The 17,351-nt window shown below is 61.6% G+C and carries 11 protein-coding genes and 2 pseudogenes; 8 read left to right on the top strand and 5 right to left on the bottom strand.

What is annotated here, in order from left to right:
• Positions 1–92 precede the first annotated feature (92 nt).
• On the bottom strand, positions 93–458 hold the full coding sequence (locus LVD08_RS09115; RefSeq protein ID WP_247267961.1) for a DUF6124 family protein: 366 nt from the start codon (positions 456–458) through the stop codon (positions 93–95).
• A 478-nt stretch (positions 459–936) separates the two neighbouring features.
• On the bottom strand, positions 937–1,953 hold the full coding sequence (gliR, locus tag LVD08_RS09110) for an AraC family transcriptional regulator GliR (RefSeq protein ID WP_247267960.1): 1,017 nt from the start codon (positions 1,951–1,953) through the stop codon (positions 937–939).
• 211 nt (positions 1,954–2,164) lie between these two features.
• On the opposite strand from gliR, the gene LVD08_RS09105 reads away from it, so the two are divergent.
• From LVD08_RS09105 to LVD08_RS09075, 7 genes are all read left to right on the top strand, one after another.
• Positions 2,165–3,760, top strand: coding sequence for an FAD-binding oxidoreductase (locus tag LVD08_RS09105; RefSeq protein WP_247267959.1), 1,596 nt, complete (start codon positions 2,165–2,167; stop codon positions 3,758–3,760).
• A 5-nt stretch (positions 3,761–3,765) separates the two neighbouring features.
• The gene (locus tag LVD08_RS09100; RefSeq protein ID WP_247267958.1) at positions 3,766–5,361 is read left to right on the top strand and encodes a glycerol-3-phosphate dehydrogenase/oxidase; all 1,596 of its coding nucleotides are present in this window, start codon (positions 3,766–3,768) and stop codon (positions 5,359–5,361) included.
• Positions 5,362–5,381: 20 nt separating this feature from the next.
• Positions 5,382–6,950 (top strand): FGGY-family carbohydrate kinase, encoded by a 1,569-nt coding sequence (locus tag LVD08_RS09095; RefSeq protein WP_247267957.1) that lies wholly within the window; start codon positions 5,382–5,384, stop codon positions 6,948–6,950.
• A 244-nt stretch (positions 6,951–7,194) separates the two neighbouring features.
• Positions 7,195–8,484, top strand: coding sequence for a phospholipase (locus LVD08_RS09090; RefSeq protein WP_247267956.1), 1,290 nt, complete (start codon positions 7,195–7,197; stop codon positions 8,482–8,484).
• A gap of 47 nt (positions 8,485–8,531) precedes the next feature.
• Positions 8,532–10,490: a DUF1302 domain-containing protein gene (locus tag LVD08_RS09085; RefSeq protein ID WP_247267955.1), complete on the top strand. Its 1,959-nt coding sequence runs from the start codon at positions 8,532–8,534 to the stop codon at positions 10,488–10,490.
• A 149-nt stretch (positions 10,491–10,639) separates the two neighbouring features.
• Entirely contained in the window at positions 10,640–12,013 is a 1,374-nt protein-coding gene (locus LVD08_RS09080) for a DUF1329 domain-containing protein (RefSeq protein WP_247267954.1), read from the top strand.
• 145 nt (positions 12,014–12,158) lie between these two features.
• On the top strand, positions 12,159–12,680 hold the full coding sequence (locus tag LVD08_RS09075; protein WP_247267953.1) for a hypothetical protein: 522 nt from the start codon (positions 12,159–12,161) through the stop codon (positions 12,678–12,680).
• Between the two features lie 260 nt (positions 12,681–12,940).
• On the opposite strand, the pseudogene LVD08_RS28215 reads toward LVD08_RS09075, so the two are convergent.
• Positions 12,941–13,537, bottom strand: a pseudogene (locus LVD08_RS28215) (methyl-accepting chemotaxis protein); the annotation flags it as partial.
• A gap of 309 nt (positions 13,538–13,846) precedes the next feature.
• A pseudogene (locus tag LVD08_RS28210) lies at positions 13,847–14,827 on the bottom strand (methyl-accepting chemotaxis protein); the annotation flags it as partial.
• Positions 14,828–15,115: 288 nt separating this feature from the next.
• Here LVD08_RS28210 and pmrG point away from each other — a divergent pair.
• Complete coding sequence (gene pmrG / locus LVD08_RS09065; RefSeq protein WP_247267952.1) at positions 15,116–15,787, top strand: lipopolysaccharide core heptose(II)-phosphate phosphatase PmrG; 672 nt, start codon at positions 15,116–15,118, stop codon at positions 15,785–15,787.
• Between the two features lie 76 nt (positions 15,788–15,863).
• Here pmrG and LVD08_RS09060 read toward each other — a convergent pair whose 3' ends face one another.
• On the bottom strand, positions 15,864–17,342 hold the full coding sequence (locus LVD08_RS09060; protein WP_247267951.1) for an ArnT family glycosyltransferase: 1,479 nt from the start codon (positions 17,340–17,342) through the stop codon (positions 15,864–15,866).
• Positions 17,343–17,351 lie beyond the last annotated feature (9 nt).

Below are 17,351 nucleotides of genomic sequence, written 5' to 3'. Positions count from 1 at the left end.
GGTGGGTGCTCCCCACCGCGACCGGGGTTGGAGACGCGACACCCAAAAACGCCCGCCGCAAGACCACTAGGGCCTGCCGGGGGGCTTTTTCGCTATTCGGTCGGCACTAATTGATCCAGCACCCGATTGACGGCGATTTCCGCCACCATCACCACCTGCGCGATGCCTTGCAGGGTCTTGCGGTGCGAGCCTTCCAGCAGACCGGCGAAGTCGTTGAGCATCACGGTGGCCGAGCCGAGGGATTCGCAGGCATCGGCCAGCAACGGTTCGGTGCCGCTGGCCGGATTGGCCATGTAGAGACGATTGGGCTGGTATGGGGTGCCCATGATCGCGGGCCTCGGTGGGCCGAGGTAGTGGTCGAGGGCGCGCTCGGCGGCTTCGTGGAATTTCCTTGATTCGGGGGATTCGTAGGGGGAGGCCGCGTCGGTGGACGGCGGGTTGGGTGTAACTTTGAACATTTGCCAGATCCTCATTTAGGGCTGGCCGCCGTTTCCCTACTAAAAGAAATGGAGGCAGCCGTGCGCAGGTTAGTAGACCGGGGATCTGGGAAACCGGCGCGCCCGAGGGCGCCCTGCGCACAGCCACCATAACGTTCAGGCAAGACCTGACTGTCTGATGAGCGATACGCCCCAAAAACCTCGGGCTACTAAACCCGATCACTGGAAATCAGTGACGGACTCAAGTTACCGACGGCCTCCAGGGCGCACAAGCCGGCGGATTCTGGCGTAGCCGTAGGCAGTGGCGCAAGGATTTGTAGGCAGTAGGGCGTAACACTGAGTGTCTTTAAACATTTGTACTAAAAGTGTTTACTGCGTTATGGCGGCTGGCCTCATCGCGAGCAGGCTCACTCCTACAAATGATCTTCAGTGAACGCAGATTTTGTGTTCCGCACGACTCACTGTAGGAGTGAGCCTGCTCGCGATGAGGCCAGAACAATCACCCACGATGCATCTGCCGAAACTCCCCCGGCGGCATCCCGCGCCGGCTCTTGAACGTACGATGAAACGACCGCGGCTCGGTAAACCCCAGATACTGCGCAATGTCTTGAATCGGCAACGTGCTGTTGAGCAAATAATGCTCCGCCAGCTCCTGACGCAAATCATCCAGAATCTGCTGATACGACGTCCCCGCCTGATGCAACTGGCGCTGCAACGTGCGCACCGACACCGCGAGCTGCTCGGCCACCTGTTCCTTGCGCGGCAAACCTTCCTTGAGCAACTGGCGCAGGATGCTTTTGACCCGCTGTTCCAGCGACGCATCCTCCAGCGTCGCCATCAAGCCCATCGCGTGTTCTTCCAAGGTGCGCAGCAATTGCGCATCGGCCTGACGCAGCGGTAATTGCAGATACGCCAGCGGCACGATCAGCGCCGAATACGCCTGCTCGAACAGCACCGGGCAATCGAAAAACGCTTCGTATTGCGCCTGGCTGGCGTCTGTCGGGCATGGGTGTTCGAGCCAGACGGCAGCGGGCGACATCTGTGTGTCGGCGATCCAGCGGGCATATTGCAGCCATGAACCAAGAACGTTTTCCACCAGATGCCGGCGGATGCGCGGGCGCTCATAGCGGCAAGTCCAGATCAGGTGTACATGACCGTCCTGCACTTCGGCGCGGCTGACGCCCATGTCGCCCACCAGTTTTTCGAACGGCATGATCCGGCTCATGGCATCGCCCAGGGTCGCGCAGTTCATGGTGATGTAACCGAGCACGCTCCAGGAATTGGGCAGGACGAAGTTGGCCGCGTTGAGACCAAACAGCGGATCGCCCGAGTGCTCGCAGAAATAATCGAGCAGGCGTTCATGGGTTTCGCCCGGCAGGCGCAGGCTGTTGTCGCTCAGTTGCTGCGCCTGCAATCCGGCTGCCGCCAACGCCGGCTCGATGGCCATGCCCAGTTGCTCGGCATGGCGCACGTATTTGAGCAGCGGCGGAACCGAGGTGAAGCCGAGCGATTGCATGATCCGAATCCCTTGATCAAGGCCTGCGTGAGCGAATGAATGCCTGAAAGGTAATTTGAAACCCCGACTAAAGTAAATGGCTGGCACTTGCGCGACGTTTGACTCAATTGGCTACTCGAACTGGCCGGATGCGACCGTGACACTTTTTGGCCGCTGACTAGTATGGAGGCCTGCCACATCACTGATCAGACTGCATAAGAAGGACACACGCATGCGACGCTGGAACGGCTGGGGAGATGCAACCACGGTGGTCGAACTGCCGGCGCAGGGCGCGAGTTTTCTCCATGAACGACTGGGGGCCGGGCACGTGTTGCCCGATGCCACGCTGGACGCGGCATTGGCGCGGGTGCCGGTCTCGCGGCTGGCGACGCACACCTTGTACAGCGTCGACGCCCATGACCGCCTGCTGCACGCCCGGGGCCAGAGCCTGCCGGATTGGCTGGCGCTGCGCGAAGGTGCGCTGGGCAATTATCCGGACGCGGTGGCGTTTCCCGAGACCGCCGCGCAGATCCGTCAATTGCTGGCGCTCGCCCATGAGCAGGACCTGTGCCTGATTCCCTACGGCGGCGGCACCTCGGTGGCCGGGCATATCAATCCGCCGGATTCGGCGCGGCCGGTGGTGACTGTGTCGCTGGCGCGGATGAATCGCCTGATCGACCTCGACGAGCAGAGCCAACTGGCGACGTTCGGCCCCGGCGCCAGTGGCCCGCAGGTGGAAAGTCAGCTGCGCGCTCGCGGCTACACGCTGGGGCATTTCCCGCAGTCGTGGGAGTTGTCGACGCTGGGCGGTTGGGTCGCCAGTCGCTCCAGTGGTCAGCAGTCGTTGCGCTACGGGCGCATCGAGCAATTGTTCGCCGGCGGCACCCTGGAAACCTTTGCCGGGCCGTTGGAAATTCCGACCTTCCCAGCCTCGGCGGCGGGGCCTGATCTGCGCGAAGTGGTGCTCGGATGCGAAGGCCGTTTCGGGATCATTTCCGAAGTCAAAGTGCGGGTCAGTCCGCTGCCCGCCGATGAGCGTTTTTACGGGGTGTTTTTGCCCAGTTGGAGCAAAGCGCTGCAAGCGATCCGCCAATTGGCCCAGGCGCGAGTGCCGTTGTCGATGCTGCGCCTGTCGAACGCGGTGGAGACCGAAACCCAACTGGCGCTGGCCGGTCATCCGCAGCAGATCGCCTGGCTGGAAAAGTATCTGAACCTGCGCGGTGCCGGTGAAGGCAAGTGCCTGCTAACCTTCGGCGTGACCGGCAACCGTCGGCAAAACGCGCTGTCGTTGAGCCAGGCGCGGCAGCATCTGAAAGCTTTCGGCGGCGTGTTCACCGGCACCTTGCTCGGCAAGAAGTGGGCGCAGAACCGCTTCCGTTTCCCCTACCTGCGCGAGAACCTGTGGAACGCCGGTTACGTGGTCGACACCCTGGAAACCGCCACCGACTGGAGCAACGTCGACCACCTGCTCAACCTGATCGAAAACAGCCTGCGCGATGCCTTGGCAGCGCAAGGCGAGCGGGTGCATGTGTTCAACCATCTGTCCCACGTTTACGGCGAAGGCTCGAGCATCTACACCACTTACGTGTTTCGCCCGGCGGCGGATTATCCGGCGACGCTGGCGCGCTGGCAGGCACTCAAGCACGCGGCCAGCCAGACCATCGTCGACAACCACGGCACCATCAGCCACCAGCACGGGGTCGGCAAGGATCACGCGCCGTACCTGCCGCGCGAGAAGGGTGCGCTGGCGATGGACACTTTGCAGGCGCTGAGCAGGCACTTCGATCCGGCCGGGCGCCTCAACCCCGGCACGCTGTTGCAGGAGTGACGGCCATGCACCCGGACTGGAACGCCGCGTGGCGCCAGCAAACCTTGCCGACATTGGCCGACGCAAGCTGGGATCTGATCGTCATCGGCGGCGGCATCAGCGGTGCCGGAATTCTGCGCGAAGCGGCACGGCGCGGTTGGCGTTGTCTGCTGCTGGAGCAACGGGATTTCGCCTGGGGCACCTCCAGCCGATCGTCGAAAATGGTCCACGGCGGTTTGCGTTACATCGCCAAGGGCCAATGGCGCCTGACCCGTGATTCGGTGCGCGAGCGCCAGCGCCTGCTCGACGAAGCGCCGGGGCTGGTGGAGCCGATGAGTTTCATGATGCCGCACTATCGCGGCGGCTTTCCCGGGCCGCGTGTGCTCGGTGGCTTATTGTCGGTGTATGACGCGTTGGCCGGACGCCGCAGCCATCGTTTTCATGACGCGCAGCAACTGCGTTTTCTCGCGCCGGGGGTGAAGGAAAACCACCTGCTCGGCGGCACCTGTTTTGTCGATGCGCTGACCGATGACGCACGGCTGGTGATGCGCGTGTTGAGCGAAGCGCGAGCCGATGGCGCAGTGGTGCTTAACGGGGTGCGCGTCGAACATCTGCTTCGTGAAAACGGTCGGGTGTGTGGGGTGCAGATCGAGGACTGCGAAGCGGGTGGATCGCTGCAATTGCGTTGCGGCGTGCTGGCGGTGGCGACGGGCGCGTGGGCTGAGCGTTTGCGTTTGCCCGAGGCACCGCGACAACTACGGCCATTGCGCGGCAGTCATCTGCTGCTGCCGGGCTGGCGTTTGCCGGTGGCGCAGGCCTTCACTTTTTTGCATGAGCGCGACCGTCGGCCAGTGTTCGTTTTTCCGTGGGAAGGCGCGACGGTGGTTGGCACTACCGACCTCGATCATCGCGAGAATCTGGATCAGAGCGCGAGCATCAGCGCCGACGAACTCGACTATCTGCTGGCGGCTTGCACGCAACAATTTCCAGGTGCCGAAGTGACGGCGAGCGATGTGCTGTCGACCTGGTCCGGCGTACGTCCGGTGGTGGGCAGCGCGGCGGGTGCACAGCAAGGCAAGCCGTCGAATGAAACCCGTGAACATGTGCTGTGGCAGGAGCCGGGTTGTGTCACGTTGGCCGGCGGCAAACTGACGACGTTTCGCCCGCAAGCCATCGAAGTGCTCAAGGCTTGTGCCGATATGCTCGGTCGCTCTTTCGAAGATGATGCCGCGCCAGTGTTCGCACCGGTGCCGCCGCTGCCGATCCCCGGACTCAGCCCGCAACAGTGGCGACGTCTGGCCGGACGCCACGGTCGCGACCTGCCGCGGCTGGCGCAGTTGATCGCCGAGTTGGGTCACGAAACGGTCGGCAACACCGACACCTTGTGGGCAGAACTGGCCTTCGCCTGTGAGGCGGAAATGGTGCTGCACCTCGATGATCTGTTGCTGCGCCGCACCCGTCTGGGCCTGTTGCTGGCGCGCGGTGGTGAAGAACATTTCGCTGCCATCCGCCAACTCTGCCAGCCACGCCTGGGCTGGGACGATGCACACTGGCAGCAAGAGCTGCAGCGTTACCGGGCGTTGTGGCAACGCCATCACGGTCTGCCGGATGCCACGCCTTGATGCCCCTTGAAGAGAGCGCCATGGATAACCACTCGAACAAGCGCTACCTGCTGGCGATCGACAACGGCACCCAGAGCGTGCGCGCATTGCTCTTCGATTTGCAGGGCAATCTGCTGGGCAAAGGCAAGGTCGAGTTGCAGGCGTATTACTCGACGCAACCGGGCTGGGCCGAACAGGACCCGGAATATTATTGGGCAAAACTCGGCGAAGCCTGTCAGCAGGTGTGGGCGCAAACCGGGATTGATCGCTCGCAGATTGCCGGGGTGTCGCTGACCACTCAGCGCGGCACGGTGATCAACGTCGATGCTCAGGGCAAGCCGCTGCGCCCGGCCATTCTGTGGCTCGATCAGCGTCAGAGCGAAGTGGAGGGCGGGATCAAAGGGCCGTGGGGCTGGCTGTTCAAACTGGTCGGCGCGCAGGCGACGGTGGATTACTTTCGCGCTCAGGCCGAGGCCAACTGGATCGCCAGACACCAGCCTGAAGTCTGGGCGGCGACCGACAAGTTTCTGCTGCTCTCGGGCTTTCTCACTCATCGTCTGTGCGGGCGCTTTGTCGACTCGGTGGGTTGCTGCGTCGGCTATCTGCCGTTCGACTTCAAACGGTTGAAATGGGCCGCGCCCAGTGACTGGAAATGGCAGGCGCTGGCGGTGCGTCCAGAGCAATTGCCGACCTTGCACAAGCCCGGCGAAACCCTCGGCTACATCAGCGCTGAAGCCAGCCGCCACACGGGGATTCCCGAGGGCTTGCCGCTGATTGCCGCGGGCGCCGACAAGGCCTGCGAAGTGGTCGGTGCCGGCGTGGTCGAGACGAGCACGGTGTGCCTGTCCTACGGCACTACCGCGACGATCACCAGCACCCGTTCGCGCTATCTGGAAATCGTCCCGCTGATCCCGCCGTACCCCTCGGCGGTGCCGGATCAGTACAACTGCGAGGTGATGATTTATCGCGGTTACTGGATGGTCAGCTGGTTCAAGAACGAGTTCGGTCTGCGTGAGATGCAGCAGGCCAAAGAGCAGGGCATCGAGCCCGAGCAACTGTTCGATGCGCTGGTCAACGCGGTGCCGCCGGGGTCGATGGGGCTGATGCTGCAACCGTACTGGTCGCCAGGGATTCGTGAGCCGGGTGTCGAAGCCAAAGGCGCGATGATCGGCTTCGGCGACGTGCACACCCGCGCGCACATTTACCGGGCGATTCTGGAAGGACTGGCGTATGCGCTGCGCCAGGGGCTGGAGAACATCGAGAAGCGCTCGAAGGTTTCGATCAAGCGTCTGCGGGTGGCGGGTGGCGGTTCGCAGAGCGATGCGGCGATGCAGCTCACGGCGAATATTTTTGGCCTGCCGGCGGAGCGTCCGCATGTGTACGAAGCGTCCGGGCTGGGCGCGGCGATCTGCTGTGCGGTGGGGTTGGGCTTCTATGCGGATTTCCCCACGGCGATCGCCGCGATGACCCGCGTCGGGACGGTATTCACCCCGCAGCCCGAGGCACAGCAGGTCTATGAGCGTTTGTACAACGAGGTGTACCTGCGCATGTATCGCCAGCTCAAGCCGCTGTACCAGAGCATCCGCAAAATCACCGGTTACCCCGCTTAAAAGTACGGTGGTGATCTCCTGTGGGAGCGGGCTTGCTCGCGAAGGCGGTGTATCAGTCACTGCATGTGCAAACTGACATACCGCCTTCGCGAGCAAGCCCGCTCCCACAGGGGAACATTGGTGTTCTCGCTATTGTGCACATGGCGCTATCGGAGACTTTTTCTGGTGAGATCGGACAGTGTCAGCGTCGGCGGCGGTTGTTAGGCTCAACCCCCCACAGCACCTCCAATAAGAATTAAAAGCAATGAAGCTGACCTTTCTCCTGTTGCTGCTTTGTGCAACGGCCCCGACGGCGTGGGGCTGGTGGAACCACACGGTGGGCAGCTATCTGGCGTTGCAGGAACTGCCGGCGCTGCGCGATGCGCCGCCGGTCGAGGTCGAGCCGCTGGAGCGTTTTCTTGCCGAGCAGTATCCGGCGGTGGTCGCGCTGCTGGAGCAACAGGAAAGCTTCGCCCGTGAACACTTCACCCAGTACCCGCCGCGCCCCGACAATCTGAAGCTGCCCGCCGTACCGAGTGACGATCTGCGCCACGATTTTCTCACCGCGTTACGGCTCAATCCGCGCATTCACCTGGCGATGGTCATTCAGCCGTTGCCGGGTCAAGACCTGCCCGAGCGCGAACATCTCAGTGCCGATCAGGTGATGGTCGAACAGACGCTTTCGCCATGGAATCGTCAGCGTTTCATTCGCGTGGCGGACGGTGAAAAAGTCGAGCCGCTGGCGGTGCTGGCAAGTGCCGCCGACGAGCCGGATTACGGTCACGACATCAATCTGTTCAGCGACAACCCCGGCGAGGTCGGCGCGCTGTATGGCTTCGGCCCGCAGCCGTTTGGTGATGCGCGTTTTCAGTACAGCTCGCAGGCGCCATTCCACATGGGCTTCTTCCATGAGAGTCCGGTGGTGTATGCCGCTGCCGGATTTCTCCAGCGCAGTTGGCCGGACTGGCGCGCTTATCAGTACCTGGGGCTGGCGCGACTGGCATTCGCCAGTGGCCATTCTTACTGGGGTTACCGGTTCCTCGGTTGGGGCGTGCACCACGTGCAGGACCTGACCCAGCCGTATCACGCCAAGCCGCTGCCCGGCGTAGAACTGCCGAGTCTGTTGCTGCTGGAAGGCAAGGCGCTGGCCGGTTTTGCCGATGATAAAAAAGCCTCGATCGAGCGCGTCGCCACCCGCCACATGGAAATCGAGAAGTATCAATCGACCTGGCTGCGTCGCGTGCTGCGCGCCGGTCAGGCGCATCCGATGCTCGCGACCTACGCCGATGTCGCTCAAGACCAACAGTATCCGCCGTACTCGGTGGACTACTTGCGCGACGTGGTCAGCGCCGAGTCGGTCGAGGACTCGGCAGCGTTCGATGAAGCCATCGGTCAATGGCTGGATACGGCGCCGGTGACCAGTGATTTCAGTAGCGGCAATCAACTACAGCGCGAGACGTTCGAGCATCCGGCACTCAATCAGCAGCTGTTCAAACTGCTCGGGCATTTCGGCGCGCACAGCCGGATTTATGTCCCCGCGGGGTTGGCACCGTAGCCGTCGCGGCCACGCAAAAAACAATAAGAACAAGGAAGGAGGAACCCATGATCAACACTCGATTGCGCCTCACTGGCGTGGCACTTCCCGGTGTCGGCCTGGCAGGGCTGCTGCAACTCTGCGCGGTGGATGCGCTGCAGGCTGCCGAGTTCAGCGTGCTGGACAATCAGGTCACCGGCTCGATCGACACGACCCTGTCCTATGGCCGTTTGTGGCGGGTGCAGGGCCGCGACAAGAACAACGATGACGTCAACACCAACGACGGCAATCGCAACTTCGACACTGGATTGGTTTCCGAGGTGTACAAGATCACTTCGGAGCTTGAGGCCAACTACCAGAACTACGGGATGTTCCTGCGCGGCACGGCGTTCTACGACACCCAGTTGATGGACAAACGCAACGATTACTACCGCAACAACAACCCGTCGCAGCCGAGTCAGAGCTACCCGCAGGACGACCGCTTCACCAGCCAGACCCGCGACATCGCCGGCAGCCGGATCGAAATGCTGGACGCTTATGTCTACGGTAACTGGGACGTGGCGCGGATGCCGGTCACTGCGCGGGTCGGTCGTCAGGTGTTCAACTGGGGCGAGGGGATTTTCTATCGCGGCGGGATCAATACCACCAACCCGGTGGACGCGGCCAAATACCGTTTGCCGGGGGCCGAGGTCAAGGAAGTGCTGATGCCGGTGGAGGCCGTGAGCTTCAACATCGGCCTCAGCGATTCGCTGACCCTGGAAAGCTTCTACCAGACCAACTGGAAGGAAACCCGCATCGACCCGGTCGGCACTTTCTACTCACAGACCGACCTGTTCGCCGATGGCGGCAACACCGGTTACAACAACTTCAGCGGCACCGCGCTCGATACCCCGGTGCCGGGCTTCGGCAACGTCATCGGTCTGTACAGCGCACTGGGCAACAACCCATTGCTCGGCCCGGCGCTGAAAAGCACTGGCCTGTACGCCAACGGTGTGACCCCGGCCTACGGCAATACGCTGAAAGTGGCGTCGATCGGCAAGGACTACAACGCGCGCAACGATGGTCAGTTTGGCTTTGCGTTTCGCTACATCGCCGAGGAGCTCAACAGCACCGAGTTCGGCCTGTATCTGGTCAACTACCACGCCAAGGAGCCGACCATCGCCGCTGATCTGGGGGGCTACAAGGGCATCGACATGAATGCCCTGACCAACATGCTCTCCAGCGTCGCTGGCAGTCAGGCCGGGGCGCTGGCTAACGGTCTGGCGACGGCCGATGTGATGGGCAACATTCAGGCGCATCGGCGTTATGCCGAAGACATCCGCATGTATGGTTTCAGCTTCAACACCACTTTGGGTCAGGCTTCAGTATTCGGCGAGATCGCCTATCGACCGAACCTGCCGATCGGCATCGCCGCGACCAACGACCTGATCGGCGACCTGGCCAACGGCGCCGCTGTGGCGGTGACCGGCAAGCCCGTCAACGTTGGCGGGCAGATGGTCTCGCTAGACAGCGAGATCAACAACGCCGAGCGCGTGGAAGCGTTCAACACCTCACTGGGCAGCATCTACAACTTCGGCCCGACGCTGTCGTTCGACTCGATGTTCGGCATCTTCGAACTGGCCTCCGAACACCTGCGCGGCAGCAGTCTGCAATACACCGCCTACGACGGCAGCACGCGCTATTACGCCGGTACCGGCAACACCTCTTATGTGTCCGGCGGTGATCGTGACGATCAGGTCAACCGCAACTCCTACAGCTACACGGTGATGTTCAACGGCACCTGGAACGACGTGTACGCCGGGGTCAACGTCTCGCCTTACGTCGTCTACAAGGACGACTTCAAGGGCAACAGCTATCAAGCCGGCAACACCATCGACGGGCGTAAGGCCTGCACCCTGGGGATCAAGGCCAACTACCAGAACAAGCTCGAAGCCGAGGTGCAATACACCAACTTCTGGGGCGGCGGGCAGAACAACGGGATTCGCGACCGCGACAACGTCGGGTTCAACCTCAAGTATTTCCTTTAGGACTACACGCAGATCCATTGTGGGAGCGGGCTTGCTCGCGAATGCGCCGTGTCAGTCACCGTTATTTTGAATGACACACCGCCTTCGCGAGCAAGCCCGCTCCCACAGGGGAACTGCGGTGTCCTGCAGACCTCACACGGAGAGCGATCATGTTTTACTCATCACGATTCAGCAAAACCATGTTGGCGCTGGTTCTGGGCCTCACCGCCGGCAGCGCCCTCGCCGCCATCACCCCGCAACAAGCCGAACAACTGAAAACCACCCTCACGCCTATGGGCGCCGAGCGCGCCGGCAACGCCGCCGGCACCATTCCGGCCTGGACCGGCGGCATCACCCAGGCGCCCGCCGGCTACAAACCGGGCCAACATCACCCGGATCCATATGCGGCGGACAAGCCGTTGTTCACCATTACCAAGGCCAATCTCGACCAGTACAAGGCCCACCTCAGCCCCGGTCAGATTGCGCTGTTCAACAGCTACCCGGACACGTTCCAGATGCCGGTCTACCCGTCGCGTCGCTCGGGTTCGGCGCCGCAATGGCTGTACGACAACACCCTGAAAAATGCGACCTCGGCCAAGCTGCTGGAGGGCGGCAGCGGATTCGCCGATGCCTACGGCGGCGTACCGTTCCCGGTGCCCAAGGACGGCATCGAAGTGCTGTGGAACCACATCACCCGTTATCGCGGAATCTACGTGGTACGTCGCGCATCCGAAGCGCCGGTGCAGCGCAACGGCAGCTTTGCGCTGGTGACTTCGCAGCAGGAAGCGCTGTTCAACTTCTACCGTCCGGGCGGGCAGTACGCCGACCTGAAAAACATCCTGTTCTACTACCTCGCCTTCGTGAAAAGTCCGGCGCGACTGGCCGGTGGCGCGGCGCTGGTGCACGAGATGCTCGATCAGCTCAAGGACCCGCGCCAGGCCTGGGTCTATGACGCCGGGCAACGCCGCGTGCGTCGTGCGCCGAACCTGGCATATGACACGCCTATTGCCTCATCCGATGGCCTGCGCACGGCAGACGATACCGACCTGTTCAACGGCGCGCCGGACCGCTACGACTGGAAGCTCAAGGGCAAGCAGGAAATCTACATCCCTTACAACAATTACAAGGTCGGCAGCCCCGACGTGAAGTACGCGCAACTGCTGACCCCGGGCCACCTCAACCCGCAATTCACCCGCTACGAACTGCACCGCGTGTGGGTGGTTGAAGGCAACCTGAAACCGGGCGCGCGACATGTCTATTCCAAGCGCGTGCTGTTCCTCGACGAGGACAGCTGGGGCGCGGCGCTGGTTGATCAATACGATGGGCGAGGGGAGTTGTGGCGGGTGTCGATGGCCTACCTGAAAAACTTCTACGACCTGCCGACCACCTGGAGCGCACTGGACGTGTTCCACGACCTGCAGGCCCGGCGTTACTACGTGCAGAACCTCGACAACGAAGAAGCCTCCACCGTGGACTTCTCGCAACCGGTGCCGGAAGACGCGTATTTCATGCCATCGGCGTTGCGCCAGCGCGGGACACGGTGAGGGGCTGAGGCATTGATAGCGGCTCTTTAATCGCGATCAAATCTTATGACCTGTCATCTATGACAGGTCAAAATTTTCTGCTTTTGAAGCATGCTGATTTCGCGCCAATTCCCATATGGGTATAGGGCAGAGAGAGGCGAGCGATATGGAAACCGATCAGGGAATCAACAAGTCGCAGGGCGAGATGAAGGGAACGGTTCTGGTTAAATCGGGTATTGGAGACTTAGAAAAAAAAATCACTTTTAAAACGACAATTGTTCATCGATTTGACGATCAAGGCTTAGGTTTGGAGGTCGCAGGTCTAAATGAGGCCCCCTTGGCATTAATCTCCTTGAGGTTTAAAAAAGACCGTCAACACAGTGACAATTTTACTTTTCCATCTAGTGACATTCAGAGTCTGGCGTTTGTCGATGGTGAGTTTTACCCCCGCTATCCTGCGCAACAGGGTGAAGTGATGTTTGAAAACCATGATGGGGCGGGCGAATTACGTGTCAATGGCCGTTTGAATTTCGTGACCCAAAAAGGAGCCGGCGGCCGTTACTGCGAGGTCGACGTAGTATTTTCTGTTACGGGTATTACCAAGCCACTGACAACCTTGGATGGTACGGAGAAACGGTTAATAGAGAGTTTGCGCGCGGAGGCTTCACAGCCAAACAAGCTTGGCTGACCATCAGATGCACGACCTGCCCAGGCGCAGCAATCGCCACGCGAACGTGAAGGACTTTCAGTTCTCGTGAGTGGAAGTGATGAATCCGTGGGAGGTGTGAGCGTTGCGGCAGTGAGTATGGGGTGGTCGGGCTGACACCATCGCGAGCAGGCTCGCTCCTACAAGGGAATGGCGTTGTTCACATGAGTTGTGTTCAACGCCTTACCTGTGGGAGCGGGCTTGCTCGCGAATCGATCTTTCGTTCAGCGCAAAGGTGAAGATCAGACGCGGAAGTGGCTGACCATCTGTTGCAGTTGACCACCCAGGCGTGCCAGTTCAACGCTGGACGCTGCGGTTTCATCGCTGGCCGCGGCGGTCTGTTCCGACACGTCGCGCACGTTGATGATGCTGCGGCTGATTTCTTCGGCCACGGCGCTTTGCTGTTCGGCCGCGGCGGCGATCTGCTGGTTCATCGACTGGATATTCGACACCGTGCGGGTGATGTTCTCCAGGGAGTCGCCAGCCTTGCGGGTCAGGGCCACGCTGCTGTCGGTCAGGGCGCGGCTGTTGTTCATCACCGCCGCCACTTGCTGGGTGCCGTTCTGCAGACCGGCGACCAGACCTTCGATTTCTTCGGTGGATTTCTGCGTGCGCTGGGCGAGGCCACGGACTTCGTCGGCGACCACGGCAAAACCACGCCCGGCTTCACCGGCACGCGCCGCTTCGATCGCGGCGTTGAGCGCGAGCAGGTTGGTCTGTTCGGCCACGGCTTTGATCACGTCCATGACGCTGCCGATCTTGTCGCTTTCCTGTTGCAGCACGCTCATGGCTTCGGTGGAGCGCACCACTTCGCTGGCCAGACGCTCGATCTGCGCGATGGCTTCATTCACCACCTTGTCGCCTTCACGGGCTTCGCCGTCAGCGGCGGCAGCGGCTTGCGAGGCTTCTTCGGCGTTGCGCGCGACTTCCTGCACGGTGGCGGTCATCTCGTGCATGGCGGTGGCCACCTGGTCGGTCTCGACCTTCTGGCTGTTCACCCCGGCGCTGGTCTGCTCGGTCACGGCCGAGAGTTCTTCGGCGGCGCTGGCGATCTGGGTGACGCCGTCGCGGATGCCGCTGATCAGGTCGCGCAGGGTCACGCCCATGCGGGCAATGCCTTGTTGCAGCACGCCGAGTTCGTCGCGACGGGTGACCGTGACGTTCTGGGTCAGGTCGCCGCTGGCAATGCGCTCGACCACGGCCAGGGTTTCTTGCAGCGGACGGGTGATCTGACGGGTGATGATCACCGCGGCAATCACACCGACCAACAGCGCCAGCAGGGTGCTGATCAGCTGGAAGGTACGCGCCTGGGCGCTTTCGATGTCACGGCGGTCGAGCTGGATCTGGTACAGCTGCTCGCTGGTGTTGACGATCGCGGTGCCCTGATCGGTCATCTCCTTACGCGCCTGCACCGCTTCGCTGTTGGCGTTCTTGTACGCCTGCAACGCGCTGCGGTAGTTGCTCAGGGCGGTTTCCAGCTGACGCAGGGCGTCTTGCTGGGTGGCGGCGAAATGCACGTTCAGTTGCTTGAGGCTGGCGATTGCTGCGTCCAGTTGGCCGACGGCTTTCTGCTCGGTTTCGGCGTTGGTGGTGGCGGTGTAGCCGCGCACTTCATAGCGCGCCAGGATGAACGCTTCCTTGGCCTGGGTGATGGCCTGGAACTGCTCGAAGCGCTGCTCGCTCATGTCCATTTGCTGCACGCGCTTGCTGATCGTTTCGATCAGGTTGTAAGCGGTGTCGGCGTTGGTGCCCATCACGTCGCGGGCGCTGTTGCCGGTACGGTAGGCGTTGCGCATCTTGTTCAGCGAGGTCTGGTATTCGGCGATAGTCGCGGCCTGCTCTTTCAGCAGTTTGACGTTTTCCGGGCTCTTGAACTTGTTGATCAGCGCTTGTTGTTGCGCGGCGAAGCTTTCGAGGGTGGTTTGTACATTCTGCGCGGCGGTTTCGTCGCCGTTGGTCAGCATGTATTGCAGGCGCACCACGCGCAGCTTGGTCAGACCGGCATTGAGCTGGGTGATGTCGCTCATCCAGTTGCTGCGGTCAATCAGGCCGCCGAGGCTGGTCCAGCCCGTCAGGGCCAGCACGCAGGTCAGGGCCAGGACCAGGCCGAAGCCCAGGCCCAATTTCATGTTCACGCTGATGTTGCCGAACCAGCTATTCATCACAATTCCTCCAGGAACGTAGAGCTACTTGATCGTCGGTCAGGCTGGAAGATTGTTGTTTTTTTGAGCCAGCAAGGGTGTTAGCAGGTCTGTATCGGCCGCAAACACGAGAGCTGAAAGGTTTTTGTCCGACGGAATTTGTAACAAGGGCGCTTCAAGACTTTTTTCACATGCGTTTCACTCGTCACTTACGCCCGTCTCTCTACCCTCGCCGCATCGAATTGACTGTGATGGATGCCGACGAGGCGGCCCGATGTGGAATTGAGACTGAGTCTGTTCGGCGTCAAACGCTCGATTTCTCTGAGCGGACTGGCCCGCTATCGCAATACCTGGGTGGTGCTCGCCGCGTTGCTGCTGGTGATCCCGCTGACCCTGTGGCTGCTCGCCCCGGCGGCGGTGCCGGACCTGGCCCATGGCAATGTGTCCGGTGACCGGGCGCTGGCGGCCGGGTGGGCCAAGGGCGACATGATCGTGCTGGTGCGTCACGTCGAGCGCTGCGATCACTCGCCGGCGCCGTGCCTGAGTGGCGACGACGGCATCACCGACCGCTCGCGCAGTGTTGCGGTCGGTGTCGGTGCACAGTTCGAGCATCTGGGCCTGAATAACGCCGACATCTACAACAGCCCGATGCTGCGCACGGTGCAGACCGCCGGTTACATGTTCAACCGCGCGGCCAGCGGCGAAGATTGGCTAATCAGCTGCAAGGGCCACATCCTGCAGGAAGCGCTGGCACACAAGCTCCCGGGGCGCAATCTGATCCTGGTGACCCACAGCGAATGCATGGCGGAGTTGGAGAAGGACTTGAATTCACCGGTTTCTGACCCTGGCTACGGCTCCTCACTGTTTGTGTCTGCCGCAAACAAAGCGGACCCGCGGGTGCTTGGCTTCATCGAAGCCTCCGACTGGCACTCAGTGAGCACCCGATGAAACGACGTTTGCCAAGCGTCAGCGCAAACAAAACCCGCCAGTGACGGCGGGTTTTTTATTGTGTGGCGGAGGGTCGTCAGTAGCCGACGAAGTAATACGCCTGACGCCCGACCATCATGGTCTTGAGCACTTTGAGTGGTGCGGCGGGTTCGCTGTCTGCCGAGATCACCGCGACGTTCGAGGGGGAAGCGCTGAGGAAGTCGTGCAGTTGCGCGTCAGTATCCAGCCCCTTGAGCACGCGTTGCGTGTAGAACACGCTGGCGCCGCCGACCCGTTCATTGGCCTGGAACAGTGCGACCTGCTGACCGTTGGCCTGCAAGCTCTGAATGTGTTCGGTCAACGGCAGGAACGACAGTTCCTTGTCGGCGTTGGGCAATGCCCACTGGGCCGCGCCGAGGTAGCTGGCGATCACCACCGTGAGCAATCCTGCGGCAATCGCCTGACGATGGCGGGCGACTTTTCCGATGAAGCGGTCTGCGTTTTCACGCGCCTGCAAGCGCTCGAACAACACCCGTGCGTACTCAGCGGCGATCACCGCCGCCGCCGGGGTCATCGACATCAGGTAGACCGTGCGCTTGCTTGAGGCCAGGGTCAGCATGATGAACTGCGCGATGATCCACAGGCTGAAAAACAACAGGTAACGGTTGGCCTTCAGTTCTTTGCGGAAATGCCACAGTCCCAGATACACCAGAATGTTCCACGGCAGGAACGCTTCCGGCAGTTTGGCCAGATAGTAATAGAACGGCTCGTAATGCCCGGCCTCGACGAACGAGCCGCTGAAGCGACCGACGCTGTTGGTCAGCAGCACTTCAGCGACAGCGTGCGAACCACCGCGTTGATAGAGCACGGCGAGCCAGATCAGCAACGGAATCAGGCCCACTACCGTGAGCAAACCGGGACGCAGCCACGCGTCGATCTTCAGGCGCTTGTCGATCAGGTTGTCGGCCAGCAGGTAGGCGAAAATCACCACCCCCGGCATCGCCAGTCCCAGCACGCCCTTGCTCAAAGTGGCGATAGCGATCCCGACGATAAACAGCAGCGAGTTAGCCGCGTTCGGTGCGCGTTGCGCCTGAAAGAACGCCAGCAGCGCCGTGGTCACGCCGAGCGCCAACAGCGCATCTTCGCCGACCCCGCGCACGTTGCTCCAGTAGCTGGCCATGGTTGCCAGCAGAATCCCCGCCGTCCACGCGACCGCTTGCGGGCGTCCGAAGCGGCACAACATGCCGTACAGCAGCATCACGCTGAGCAACCCGGCCACCGCCGACGCCAGCCGCACTGCCCACGGCGAAACGCCAAACACGCGCATGGCGCCGGCGTCCAGCCACAGGCTCAGCGGCGGTTTTTCCAGAAACGGTTCGCCGAACAGGCGCGGCGTCACCCAGTCATCGTCCAGATGCATCTCCATGGCGATCCCGGCGACCCGGGCCTCGGTAGAGCCTTGCAACTGGTGGTTACCCAAAGCGAAAAAAAACAGCAGGGCGGCGAGTAGAAACAGTGAAGTGGCGGCACGCGGCATGGATTTCAGGCAACCGGAAAGGGCAGGAGCCTTGAGCATACTTCGCCA

The organism is Pseudomonas sp. YL2 (assembly GCF_023063025.1).
Classification (GTDB): domain Bacteria; phylum Pseudomonadota; class Gammaproteobacteria; order Pseudomonadales; family Pseudomonadaceae; genus Aquipseudomonas; species Aquipseudomonas putida_A.
The sequence above is the reverse complement of the archived record's forward strand: the minus strand, read 5'-3'. Positions and strand labels throughout refer to the sequence as shown.

What these genes read in the sequence shown, in the direction of transcription:
- LVD08_RS09115 (WP_247267961.1), bottom strand. Translation starts at nt 458, where the DNA reads ATGTTCAAAGTTACACCCAACCCGCCGTCCACCGACGCGGCCTCCCCC.
- gliR (WP_247267960.1), bottom strand. Translation starts at nt 1,953, where the DNA reads ATGCAATCGCTCGGCTTCACCTCGGTTCCGCCGCTGCTCAAATACGTG.
- LVD08_RS09105 (WP_247267959.1), top strand. Translation starts at nt 2,165, where the DNA reads ATGCGACGCTGGAACGGCTGGGGAGATGCAACCACGGTGGTCGAACTG.
- LVD08_RS09100 (WP_247267958.1), top strand. Translation starts at nt 3,766, where the DNA reads ATGCACCCGGACTGGAACGCCGCGTGGCGCCAGCAAACCTTGCCGACA.
- LVD08_RS09095 (WP_247267957.1), top strand. Translation starts at nt 5,382, where the DNA reads ATGGATAACCACTCGAACAAGCGCTACCTGCTGGCGATCGACAACGGC.
- LVD08_RS09090 (WP_247267956.1), top strand. Translation starts at nt 7,195, where the DNA reads ATGAAGCTGACCTTTCTCCTGTTGCTGCTTTGTGCAACGGCCCCGACG.
- LVD08_RS09085 (WP_247267955.1), top strand. Translation starts at nt 8,532, where the DNA reads ATGATCAACACTCGATTGCGCCTCACTGGCGTGGCACTTCCCGGTGTC.
- LVD08_RS09080 (WP_247267954.1), top strand. Translation starts at nt 10,640, where the DNA reads ATGTTTTACTCATCACGATTCAGCAAAACCATGTTGGCGCTGGTTCTG.
- LVD08_RS09075 (WP_247267953.1), top strand. Translation starts at nt 12,159, where the DNA reads ATGGAAACCGATCAGGGAATCAACAAGTCGCAGGGCGAGATGAAGGGA.
- LVD08_RS09060 (WP_247267951.1), bottom strand. Translation starts at nt 17,342, where the DNA reads ATGCTCAAGGCTCCTGCCCTTTCCGGTTGCCTGAAATCCATGCCGCGT.